This is a genomic window from Aporhodopirellula rubra, assembly GCF_014192335.1.
GTDB lineage: Bacteria > Planctomycetota > Planctomycetia > Pirellulales > Pirellulaceae > Rhodopirellula > Rhodopirellula rubra.
The window spans coordinates 444,606-457,071 of record NZ_JACHXU010000001.1 but is presented as its reverse complement, the minus strand read 5'-3'; the positions used below and the strand labels follow the sequence as shown (position 1 = coordinate 457,071).

Genomic DNA, 12,466 nt, shown 5'->3' with positions numbered 1-12,466 from the left:
GTGTTAGCCGTGCACTGATTCACCACGCAAGATCTTCTGTGAATCGAGGCCGAGCTTTTCGAACGCCCCCAAGACGTCGGGGAAGGGCGACGTGATCGGCTCGATTCGATCGGGCGTCACATTGATCACGGTCCCATTCCACGGATCCGGTGAACCTGGCAAAAACACCGTCACCAATTCGGCATGCCCGACCGCGTCAGATTCGCTCGATCGCTCGACCTCGAAGGCGATTCGGGAATAACCCTCCAGACGCACGTGCACCGGTTTGAGGCGGTTTTTCGAAATGTCACCACCAATGTTCCCGCTGAGTTGTTCTTTGAAAATTGCGTACCGCGGGAACATCATCAACAGGTACTTTTCGACCCATCCGGTGAACTGCTTCGCCACCGAGCGGCTGGCCAGCATCCCGGCGATGAAGCACGCCAGGATGATCAGCAACAACGCGATGGCAAAAATCAACGCGTACCCGGTGACGTGATTGATCCCGAGATAGTCTCGTAAAATCGGCTGGATCTGGACCGCGATCGCGACCACCACCTGAGCGATCTGCCCTAGGAAAAAGCATAAAACGGCGAACGGCAATAAAAAGAAAATCCCGCCGATCGCGGTCGCTCGTAAAAACGAGAGGTGCCGGGTGACATGTTTCTTCACGACGGTAAATCCATGTTGGTAAAAAAGAGCCCCGAACTGTCCCCGCGATGCCCCAGCGACAAGGCTGGCACAGCAACTCGAAGTGCCCGACGCCTCTAGCCACACGAGTGCCCAAAGAAACTAAGCGGAGACATTCAGCGGAGACATTCAGCGTCTCGCGTGAGACCGACGGCCGCCCGACACCCATCGGGCCGTAAAAACCGTACTACAAGGCGATTTAAAAAGTAAATTGCAAAACGAGCGTGCCTGGCTTAACATACCCCCTAAACGGGCCAGTATCATCCTCGGCCTTGACGCGAGCATTCAGAGTTGCGAAACCCTGACTAATTACGTTTCCCCAATGGAACCGTGACGATGCTTTCATAAATCATTCACTTCACACGAGAACTGCCGCGACCGCGAGAACAGCGTGTTTCGCTCGCGACGCCAGTTTGACGAAGGCCTATACAAGATGTGCGGAATTGTTGGATACGTCGGCAGCGAAGACGCGGCTGAATTTCTCATCGACGGACTCCGTCGGTTGGAATATCGCGGCTACGACAGTGCCGGAGTCGCGATCGTTTGCGAAGATGACATCGCGGTAACGCGTTCCGTCGGCCGGATTCAATCACTCGCCGATCGTTTGGGCACTCCGCCCCCAGGCACGCTCGGTCTCGGACACACCCGCTGGGCCACCCACGGACCGGCAACCGAGGAAAACGCCCACCCACATATCGGCGGCGACGGCGAAGTCGTTTTGGTTCACAACGGCGTGATCGAGAACTACCAGATTCTCAAGGACGGCTTGATCGAAAAGGGCTACCACTTCAAATCGGCCACCGATTCCGAAGTGATCGCGCACTTGGTCGCCGAAGGCCTCTCCAACACACCCGCGATCGAAGACCAACCGCACGCTCGTTACGTCACGGCTGTCCAATGGGCGATCGCCCAACTCCGCGGCACTTATGGTCTGGCCATCGTTTTTCGCGATAAGCCTGGATTCATGATCGCCGCACGTTTCGGCAGCCCGCTGGTCATCGGAGTCGGCCGTGGCGAGTATTTCGTCGCCAGTGACGCGTCGCCGATCGCCGGTCGGACCGACCGCATCGTCTATCTCGCCGATCACCAACTCGCCGTTTTGACCGCCGATGGATTCTCCGTCCTCCACCGAGACAGCGGGAAAGTCCGCGTCAACATCCAGCCGTTGGAAGCGGATTCCGGCGAAGTCAGCATGAACGGTTACGACCACTACATGCTCAAGGAGATCTACGAGCAACCCGATGCCCTTCGCAACGCGATGCGAGGACGATTGAACGATCAAGACGCGACGGCCGTCTTCGGCGGCCTGAACCTCACCCCGCAACAACTCCGCGGTGTCGAACGGATCATCCTGACCGGGTGCGGAACGAGTTGGCACTCCGCCCTCGTCGGCGAATACATGATTGAGGAATTGGCGCGGATCCCGGTCTGCGTGGAGTACGCCAGCGAACTGCGGTACCGCAATCCTCCCATCGAGAACAACACGCTCGTGTTCGGGATCACGCAGAGCGGCGAAACCGCCGACACGCTCGCCGCGCTCAACGAAACCAAACGGAAAGGACATCGAACCCTGGCGATTTGCAACGTCGTCGGCAGTTCCATCGCACAGGCCTCCGATGGCGGTGTTTACCTGCACGCGGGTCCGGAAATCGGCGTCGCGAGTACCAAAGCCTTCACCAGCCAGTGCTGCGTGCTCGCCATGTTGGCGTTGTATTTCGGACGCATGCGACACATGAGTTTCGAGACCGGCGGCCGAATCATCGAAGACCTGCGACGTCTGCCTGCGACGATCGAGCAGGCGTTGACCTGCGACGCAGAAGTCCGGAGAGTCGCCGAGAAGTATCAATCGGCGACCAACGTGCTTTACCTCGGACGGCGGTACAACTTCCCCACCGCACTCGAAGGAGCACTCAAACTCAAAGAAATCAGCTACATCCACGCCGAAGGCTACCCGGCGGCCGAAATGAAGCACGGTCCGATCGCCCTGGTCGACGCAGACACGCCGAGCATCTTCATCATGCCCCGCGGCACGACCTACGACAAAGTGCTGTCGAACATGGAAGAGGTCAAAGCGCGAGGCGGCCCCGTGATCGCGATCGCGAGCTCCGATGACACAGAAATTCGCAAAATCGCGGACGATGTCATCATGATTCCCGAAGCTCCCGAGTTCCTACAGCCGATTGTATCAGTAATACCACTGCAATTACTTTCGTACCATATTGCAGTTTTGAGGGGTTGTGACGTAGACAAGCCACGCAATTTGGCGAAGAGCGTAACGGTTGAGTAAAGTTTGAGTTGTGGGGAAGGAAATTGAGATTATCCTTCTCCTTTGGCGGCATAACCGGACTAAGCTAGTGAACACCTGTTTCCAAGGCTTTTCTTATTCGACGACCCTATTCTTCAGCGACGGACAGTAACACCATGGACAATCGAGGCCTCAGCTACAATTCCCGCAAAGCATTGATGGTGAATATCGGCGAAAACGCCGGATCCGAACTTGCCGACCTGCTCTCGCAACTGCTCAACGAAGTCGAAGAACTTCGCCGCACGAAGGTCAGCATCACCCGGATCGTTCCGGGACAGACCGAGCAGGTCAAAGAGTACATCGAAGAGCCCGTATAAACACCAATCGGCGGCCTGAGCAGATAATCGGCGACTCTTTCACGATGACGCCGATCGAAACCGCGAGCCGACCAGAAACGAGCGGCCCTAAAACACGCCGGCTCGTTTCGATCTGACCGGACGCAAGGCACCGGCCTCGCGATCCAGTGTCGGCGGAGAATTCCCCGCCTACCACCGGCAAAGTGCTCCCTTTTCAAAAACCGGTTTACCGGGCACGGAGCCTGCCTTCGCTTGACATTTTGGGCCTGAGTGTCGACAGTGTGAACGATGCAGCGAGAATTGGTTCTCGCTACTCGCTTTCCCTGTTTTGACCCGCCCCACTCGATGTCTGATTCAAACGCTGCCGCTGCGGAAGCACCGGCCTCAACCTCCGTCTCGACCGGCAACCGTACGTTGCTGGACAAAATTTGGGACGAACATGTGGTTTACGCTCCCGAAGGCGAAGCGTCGATTCTTTACATCGACCTGCACCTCGTCCACGAGGTAACCAGCCCCCAGGCGTTTGAGGGTTTGCGGATCAACAACCGACGCGTGCGTCGCCCCGAACGCACCATCGCGACCCCCGATCACAACGTCCCAACGAGCGACCGGAGCCTGCCGATCGCGGACCCGATCAGCCGCAAACAAATCGAAACACTGCGAGAGAACTGTAAAGAGTTCGATGTCCGCCTGTTCGATATCCACGACGTTCGCCAGGGAATCGTGCACGTCATCGGACCTGAAAATGGCTACACCCAACCCGGTATGACGATCGTCTGTGGCGATTCGCACACCGCCACTCACGGCGCCTTCGGAGCCCTCGCGTTTGGAATCGGCACCAGCGAAGTCGAACACGTTTTGGCCACGCAAACCCTGCTGCAATACAAACCCCAAACGTTCGAACTCCGTGTCGACGGGGAACTCCCCCGCGGCGTCACGGCAAAGGACATGATCCTGTACCTGATCGGTCAGATCGGAACGGCCGGCGGGACCGGATACGTGCTCGAGTTCACCGGCGACTGTGTCCGCGCGTTGTCGATGGAAGAACGCATGACCGTTTGCAACATGTCGATCGAAGCGGGTGCCCGCGCCGGCATGATCGCTCCCGACCAAACCACGTTCGACTACCTTCGCGGCCGTCCGGAAGCCCCCAAAGATTTTGACGCCGCCGTCGAACGCTGGAAGAAACTCCCGACCGACGCGGGTGCTTCCTACGACCGCAGCAATGTCTACCAAGGTGCCGACATCCGGCCGCAGGTCACCTGGGGAACCAACCCCGGCCAAGTCGTCAGCATCGATGCACGAGTTCCCGATCCAGGGGATTCGAGGGACCCGACCGAGCAAAAGACGACCGCTCTCTCGCTCCAGTACATGGACCTCAAAGCCGGGACACCGATCACCGAGATCGAAATCAACCGCGTCTTCATCGGTTCATGCACCAACGCCCGCATCGAAGACTTGCGTGCCGCCGCCGCCGTAGTCAAAGGCCATCGCTGCAGTAGCAACGTCAGCGCCATGGTCGTGCCGGGCAGCGGTCAGGTGAAAGCCCAAGCCGAGAAGGAAGGTCTCGACAAGATCTTTATCGAAGCAGGACTGGATTGGCGTGAAGCGGGATGCAGCATGTGTTTGGCAATGAACCCGGACAAACTCGCTCCTGGTGAGCGTTGTGCCAGTACCAGCAACCGCAACTTCGAAGGTCGCCAAGGCAAAGGCGGACGCACGCACTTGGTCAGCCCCGCGATGGCCGCTGCCGCTGCCATCGCTGGCCACTTCGTTGACATCCGCGAGTGGGACTACAAATAAGAGACGTCCGAACGACAGGTGCACGGAGTAGGCTCCCGCACCTGTTTTCAGTCTCCCCCGTCCTTTTCGCCTGCCATCTGTCAAACGCTTAACCTCATTCTTCCATCATGCAAAACTTCACCATTCATCAAGGCGTTGTCGCCACTCTCGACCGTGCCAACGTGGACACCGACGCGATCATTCCGAAGCAATTCCTCAAACGGATCGAGCGAACCGGCTTTGGCCAGTTCCTGTTTTTCGATTGGCGTTTCCTCGACGACGGTACCACCGAAAACCCGGACTTTGAACTCAACCGCGTCAACGTCAAAGGTGCTTCGATCCTGATCGCTCGTCAGAACTTCGGCAGCGGCAGCAGTCGCGAACACGCCGTGTGGGCACTCGACGATTACGGCTTTCGCGCCGTCATCGCCCCCTCGTTCGCAGACATCTTCTACAACAACTCATTCAAAAACGGATTGCTGCCGATCGTGCTCAGCGAAGCCGATGTGGAAGAGTTGTTCCAACGAGCGGCCAAAGGCAACCCGTACCAGTTAACGGTTAACCTCGAAGACCAAACCGTGTCGGACGGCGAAGGGTTCGAACGATCCTTCGAAATCGACCAAAGCCGTCGCCACAAACTTCTCCGTGGTCTCGACGACATCGCCGAAACGCTGCAACACGAAGAAAAGATCAGCGAATTCGAAGCCAAGATGGTTGGCTAGAGCATTTCCTTTTTAGTTGCCCCACCGTCTCCAGACGGTGGACCACGTTGTGGTGAACGCAGCTATTTTGAAACACCTACGTCATTGGCAGAAAAGCTCTCGCGTTGGTGCCCCTGTTAAGTTGCTAGTGTGCTCGCTCGACGTGAGCGAACATTTCTAGCAACAGGTCGTCGGCGGGATGACCGTGCCCGCGGTGTTGAACGAACGCTTCCGCCGCACCGACACCGCATTGCCTGCCACGCTCGATGCTGTGCTGTTTCATCGCATCGAGGTAATCGTCCATCCCGTTGTGAGACAGCAGCCACTCGCGTTGACTCTCATGGCAGGCGAGCATGGATGCCTTAAGTTCGAGTTGCTCGGTGATGTCGACGTAAGTGGTCGGCTCGATCGGCGTTCCCATGCGGTCCCGTCCTTCCATCCCGTCGCAGTAGTACAGAAACGGCACCGCCGCGTCATCGGGCACGGGCACATCCGACGCGTTCGGCGCCGCGTACACAAAACTCGCCGCCCGCCCCAATTTGCCGGTGATCTCATGATCGGAATGATAGTCCGACATCGGCATCGTAATGACCAACGAGGGTGCAATCCGGCGAAACAGATCGATCGACTTCTGTAACGCTTGACGGTCATAGACCACTCGCCCGTCAGGTTCTTCGAGACAATGAAATTCGGCACCGGCGAGTTCTGCCGCCCGTGTCCCCTCGGCGATCCGGACGCGTGCGATCTCACTCGGGCCCATGGTCTGGGAACCACAGTCGCCTGCCGTCACGGTGGCGATATGAATTTGCCATCCGGCCTGAGCGAGCCGAATCAATGTGCCCGCACATGCCATCTCCGCATCATCAGGATGCGCCATGAAAGCCAAAGCCACTTTGTGTTCAGGAGTGCGGTGCGTGTTTGTCAAATCAAGTCTCCTGAACAAGCCATGCATGAAACACAAATCAACCTTGCCATCGTCTCGCCTCTGCGAACTCACCGTGCCAACACAACGATGACGTCAGCAACCAACCTAACACAAACGCGCCAGCCGACGCGTCAGCAACGAGCAACGAGAAACCTGCAACCTCACTATTTGAACTCGCAACGTTCACACGATGCCAATGCATTCATGGTGTGAGAGGCTTGCCGTTCGAACTCACCGCCGCGTGGCGGCATACAAGGCAGGGATCACCACCAACGTCAGCGCCGTCGTTAGACTCAGACCGACAATCATACAGTACGCGAGACCTTCCCAGAGCGGCCCGCCGCTGAGAGCCAACGGAATCAAACCACCGACCGTCGTCGCCGTGGTCAAGAAAATTGGCAACATCCGCTGCTTGCCCGCTTCGACCAAACACTCGCGGAGTTCGTCAAACGTAAGACGCGGCTTAACACCTTGGTCACTTTCCTGAGTGCTCGCAACCGTCTGCGTCTTCGCGGCCAACCGTTCGTTGACCAAAATATCCGCGAACTCGATAAAGATGATCGCAGTATTCAACACGATGCCGAACAACGCCAAAATCCCCAGTTGCGGCATGAAACCGAGCGATTCATCAAACAGATACAAACCCAACCAGGCTCCCACCAACGCGATCGGCAGCGTGGACAGAATGATGAGAGGCCGTAACCATCCGTTGTACTGAAAAATCAGACACAACACGATCAGCACGAACGAGATCGCAAACGACTTCATCATCTGCGCCCCCGATTCGGCACTTTCCTCGTACGAACCACCGGGTTCGATCCAGTATCCAACCGGCAAACTCGCCTCGAGTGCTCGCATTTCATCGGACTTCAAAACGCGGGAAACGACATCATTGCCCGTCACCCCCGGCTCCATTCTCGAACTCACCTCAATCGTCCGATTCATGTTTCGCCTGCCGATCTTCGCTAGCTCGAACGTTGGCTCGAGTGACGCGATGGAAGCCAACGGAACTTTGCCGTTGTCGCCTTCGACGAACGATTCCTGCAACCCATTGATCGACTCGCGTTGACTCTGTTTCAAACGAAAGTAAACGGGCACTTGATGGTCGCCTTCACGAAACGTCGTCAATTGCAGACCGGAGTAGTACGAATTCAAAGTCTGAGCGACTTGAGAGTTGGTCACGCCCGCGAGCGTCGCCCGGTCATGATCGACCGCCACGCGGATTTGATAGCCGTCGATCCCCCATGAGTCGGACACGTCCCATGTTTCGCGTTGTGCGTCAACAATCCGTTTGAGACGATCCGCCGCCGTTCGCAAAATCGCGGGATCGGCAAAACCGTTGCCTGAGATTCGAAACACCAACGGGTCTGCCGGCGGTCCCAACGCCAACTGCACCGGAACAACGCGAGCCCCGACGACCGGCGATAGTCCTAACGCAGCGTCGCCGCGTTCGGCGACCTCACGGACTCGTTCGACGAATTGCGGAGTGACCGAGGAATCGGTGGTCCGCACGAGGATTTCCGCAAACGAGCGGTTCTTGGGCTCCGGACTCCAACTCAAATTCCAACGCGCCCCGCCACCACCGACCAGCGTCCGATAGGACCGCAGCCAACTCTTTCCGTCAGGTTGTTGCTGACTCAGACGACGAATGATCGTTTCCACTTCCGCCGCCGCTTCACTGGTTTGCGTGATGGTCGCCGTCTCGGGAAGAATCACCTTGACCGCGAACTGAGTGCCCGCTGCCTCAGGAAAGAATTCGGAACTGACCGGCAACGTCAGAATGCCGACGATCATCGCGACGGTCAGCAGTAGAGTGATCCAATAGTGATCCACCGCCCAACCGCCGATCACGCCGTAAACGCGATGGGGCAGGCTCTCTCGATGAAGCGTCTTTTCCGGTGAGGCCGGCGTCTTACCGGACTTTCGAAATCGTGACACCCATCGCTGCATCGCTCTGAAGCCCGCAACGACGGGCGATCCGGGCTGCTCGGTCTTCGGCGCTCGGATGAAGATCCCCGCCAGAATCACGCACAACGTCATCGCCAACACCCAACTCAGCGCCAACGTGGTCGACACCGTGACCGGCAAACTGTAGACGTATTCCTTTCCGCCACCCTCGAGCGAAAAGAGCATCGGAACGAACGCCGCCATCGTCGTCAGTGTTCCCACCAACATCGGGATCGCGAGCGTATTGGCGCCTTCGATCGCCGCCGGAAAAGGAGCCATCCCCGCGATCTGATTCGACCGCGCTTGGTCACAAACCTGCACCGCGTTGTCGACTAACAATCCCAGCGAAATGATCAATGCCGCCAATGAGATCTGTTCCAATTCAACACCAAACAGCGAGATCAACCCGATCGCCACCACCACCACGATCGGGATGTTCGCCGCCATCACAAACGAGGTTCGAAACCCCACTACGACATAAACGACAACCACCACGATCAACACCGCTTCGATCACGTTAACGATCACGTCACTAATCTTCTTTTCCACGCTCATCGATTGATCCGAGACCGCCGTCACTCCGACGTCCGGTGGCAACCGTTTCTCGACGTGCAACATCTCGTCGACTCGATGCTTCGCGGCGTTGCAAACATCGATAATGCTCGCCCCCGACTTCATCGTGATTCCGAGCATCACGGCTGGTGAACTGCCTGACTCGTCGCCATAACGACAGAGGTAATCAGCGGGATCCTCCACACCACGCGTCACCGTTAGGCCGAGTTGTTTCAAGGGCACACTGTTGTCGCCACTGCCGGTTCTGACCGTACTAGCGATCTGCTCGATTTCTTGAACGGCATTGAATTCGCCGTCAATCTTGACGCTGTAGTGTCCCGATGAGTTATCGAGTTCGCCGCCCGCCTGAATGATATTGCGTTCGTTTGCGAGTGATTGCAACTGCGCCGTCGTCAGCCCGAGCTGCGCCCAATTGGCGAGATCCGTTTCGATGTAAATCGCTTCGTCTCGCTCGCCAAACATTTCGACTTTGGCGATCCCCGGAAGCAGTCGCAACGCGTCCTGCACGTCCTCCGCATACACCTCGAGTTGCCGCGCCGTGTAGGCGTCTTCACGACGAACTTCTTCTCGTCCATGCGATGGCGTTTGGTGTACCGCGAGTAACAACACCGACGTGTCGCCGAACTCATCATTCACGATCGGACGCACGCTCGCCGACGGCATCGGCACCAAATCCACCCGCGCCCGAACCTTGTCCCAAACGTTTTGAATCTCCGAGGGTGGGATGCGATCTTCCAACTCGACGAAGACCGTCGACTGACCGGTCAGTGTGGTCGACCGGGTGATATCGACTTCCTCAATGCTGATCAGACTCTGTTCGATTTTATCGGTGATCAGTTCCTCCACCGTCTCGGCGGGCGCCCCCGGCCACGTCGTGGAAACGACACAGACCCGGATGGTGAACTGAGGGTCTTCACGTCGCGGGATGGTAAAGAACGTGATCGTCCCCCAAACCATCGCTAAGAGAGACAACGAAACGACAATCGTTCGATACTTCGCCGCTGCTGCAGGCAATCCCATTACAGCGACTCCTTGCCGGGCATGGTTTCGCCGTCGATGTTCCTGCCGACCACCTGCACCGCGTCACCATCATGCAGGTAATGCACACCGCCGACGATCAACGTCATGCCAGACTGCAACGAGGGCGACATGATTTCAACCAACGATCCGTTGCCCTCATCGCCGTGAGTGCGAATTGAGACGGCAATGCGTTTGGCCATGCCATCCTCGATTGTGAATACAAACGAATCGTCGAGGTCACGATAGATCGTTTCAATCGGGACGTAGAAGCCTGGTTTCAAATCATGATTGGCCAAGTCGACTGTCACCAAATCGCCGGGCCGAAGCATCCAAACCGAACCGGCATCGAGTGCGACGGACTCTCCATCCCAATTCGATGGTGCCGCTTCGCCATCTTCGATCTTGCCGATGTAGAGAGCCGTTCGAGACATGTCGACCGGCGTACCGTCGTCATTGACGAACGTTACCGAACGAAAAATCCAATTGCCCAAAAACGGTATCCGCAGATCGTTTTCAATCAGCCGTTGAGGCCGAACTTTGAGAACACTCGGGATCGGTTCTCGCAATTTCGCGTTCGAGATGACGTAGATGAACGCCCCCGAATCGTCGTGCACGATCGCGTCTTCCTCCACAAGGACAACGTCGTCGGGCGTGCCCATCATTCGATTCAATTGCAACGGCCAAACGTTTTCGCTCCGCGCGACCGTATCAGCAGGAATCGAGGCGGGCAAATTATCGCGGAACTTTTCATTGAGCAGCAACAACGTCATCGTAAAAGTTCGCGTCGTCGGGTCCGCACTCGGATCGATGCTGTAAACCAAACCCAGCGTGTTATGCGGCGTGCCATCGGGCAGCACAAACTTTGTCGTGAGATCGCGTCGACTTCGGATGCTTCGTGACTGTTCGGCCGACAACTCGACTTCCACCGTGATCGGATTGGTCATCTGCAGGGTCAGGACTGGCGTTCCGGCATCGACGACACTTCCGGGCACCGCCATGACCTCAGAGATCTGACCTTGATAGGAACCGTAGAGCGTCGTATTGGCGAGATCTCGTCGTGCATCCTCCAGAGTCTGTTCCGCTCGCTTGATCTCCGCCTCCGCGGACCGCAATTCCGCTTCGGCTTGCTTGATGCTCGCCTGGATCGAACTGATCGCCGCTTCGCTGGTGCTGACCGCATTCTCGGCTTGGTCGTACTCCGATTTCGATGCCGCGTTCTGGTTATTGAGTTTGGTCATCCGCCCGAACTCGATTTTCGCCAACTCCAAGTTCGCTTCCGCTGACTTCAGTTCAGCGGGCAGGGCATCATCCCGGCGAATTTGCAGGCTCTCTTTTTTAAGCCGCGCGACCTCGAGGTCAGCCTCCGCCGCAGCAACCGCGATCTCATATCGGGCGGGTTCGATTTGGGCCAACGGAGTCCCTGGCTGTACCAGCACACCATCGGGATCAACGAGACGGCCGTCGATGTCCTGTCCCGGCTCGCGGACCCACTCGACCCGTCCAGGGACCTCAAAACCGATCTCTTCCGTCTTCCACGATTTCACGCTCCCCGAGGCAGCGTAGGTGGATTCAGGGACGGTCTCTTCCAGAATCATCACGCTGACCGGCCGTGGGGACTTGGCCGTCTGAGCAGGCGGAGTTTCGCGACATCCGGTCAAACACATCCCGAACGTGACAAAAAGACACAGCGGTAATCGAACTTTTCGATCCTCAGCGAACCGCACGAGGTGACGAAGAGGATTGGCGATTGATGTAGACAAGAGAACCGGCTCGGTAGAATTCAGTGATATACGTGGGGAGCATCTGTACTCATACAACGATAGCAAGCCGGAAACGCCTGATTCGCCCGCCTCTGCCGTCGAACTCGTCGTAGCCTACCGCCTCGCCATTGCGTCGAAAGCCCCCGCGACAGCTCCGAATTCCTCCGTCAAGAAACCAGCCCTCTCGCATTTCGGGCCCCCGTTTCCGCCGCCTGAACAACGCCGATCTCACCCGGGAGAGGCGGGCACAAAAAAGGGACACACAGCAATCGACATAACAGCATTCGCCGCCAAGCGTTCAACCCCCGGACGTTCCGAGCACGGCGGTCGAATGAAAACGTTCACGTCAAAGCGGCCAAACCAGAACCACCTGACCACGATAAAGACGCGCCCTGACCTCGCAGCCTCTGACCGTGCGTTCGCGACACACATCCAAACGATCGGCACCGTTTTTGGTCGTTTGGGCTCCTACGAGGCAACGTGCCCGT

General features: G+C 57.4%; 8 protein-coding genes. 4 read left to right on the top strand and 4 right to left on the bottom strand.

Annotated features, from left to right (window positions below; genetic code table 11):
- Positions 1–3: 3 nt before the first annotated feature.
- A complete protein-coding gene (locus FHS27_RS30915) occupies positions 4–651 on the bottom strand; it encodes a DUF502 domain-containing protein (protein ID WP_184300727.1) in 648 nt (215 codons plus the stop codon).
- A 451-nt stretch (positions 652–1,102) separates the two neighbouring features.
- Here FHS27_RS30915 and glmS point away from each other — a divergent pair, with 451 nt between their 5' ends.
- From glmS to leuD, 4 genes are all read left to right on the top strand, one after another.
- Complete coding sequence (glmS, locus tag FHS27_RS01520) at positions 1,103–2,956, top strand: glutamine--fructose-6-phosphate transaminase (isomerizing) (RefSeq protein WP_184301214.1); 1,854 nt, start codon at positions 1,103–1,105, stop codon at positions 2,954–2,956.
- Positions 2,957–3,090: 134 nt separating this feature from the next.
- The gene (locus FHS27_RS01515; protein WP_009101195.1) at positions 3,091–3,291 is read left to right on the top strand and encodes a hypothetical protein; all 201 of its coding nucleotides are present in this window, start codon (positions 3,091–3,093) and stop codon (positions 3,289–3,291) included.
- Between the two features lie 324 nt (positions 3,292–3,615).
- Positions 3,616–5,073 carry a 3-isopropylmalate dehydratase large subunit gene (gene leuC, locus FHS27_RS01510; protein ID WP_184300724.1) on the top strand — a complete coding sequence of 486 codons (1,458 nt, stop codon included), beginning with the start codon at positions 3,616–3,618 and terminating at the stop codon, positions 5,071–5,073.
- A 107-nt stretch (positions 5,074–5,180) separates the two neighbouring features.
- Positions 5,181–5,774 (top strand): 3-isopropylmalate dehydratase small subunit, encoded by a 594-nt coding sequence (leuD, locus tag FHS27_RS01505; protein ID WP_009101200.1) that lies wholly within the window; start codon positions 5,181–5,183, stop codon positions 5,772–5,774.
- 124 nt (positions 5,775–5,898) lie between these two features.
- Here leuD and FHS27_RS01500 read toward each other — a convergent pair whose 3' ends face one another.
- From FHS27_RS01500 to FHS27_RS01490, 3 genes are all read right to left on the bottom strand, one after another.
- Positions 5,899–6,630, bottom strand: coding sequence for a PIG-L deacetylase family protein (locus FHS27_RS01500; RefSeq protein WP_184301211.1), 732 nt, complete (start codon positions 6,628–6,630; stop codon positions 5,899–5,901).
- Between the two features lie 279 nt (positions 6,631–6,909).
- Positions 6,910–10,218 carry an efflux RND transporter permease subunit gene (locus FHS27_RS01495; RefSeq protein WP_184300721.1) on the bottom strand — a complete coding sequence of 1,103 codons (3,309 nt, stop codon included), beginning with the start codon at positions 10,216–10,218 and terminating at the stop codon, positions 6,910–6,912.
- Positions 10,218–11,882, bottom strand: a complete 1,665-nt coding sequence (locus FHS27_RS01490) for an efflux RND transporter periplasmic adaptor subunit (protein ID WP_221224824.1) — start codon at positions 11,880–11,882, stop codon at positions 10,218–10,220. Before FHS27_RS01490 ends, FHS27_RS01495 begins: the two co-directional genes overlap by 1 nt.
- Between the last annotated feature and the right edge of the window lie 584 nt (positions 11,883–12,466).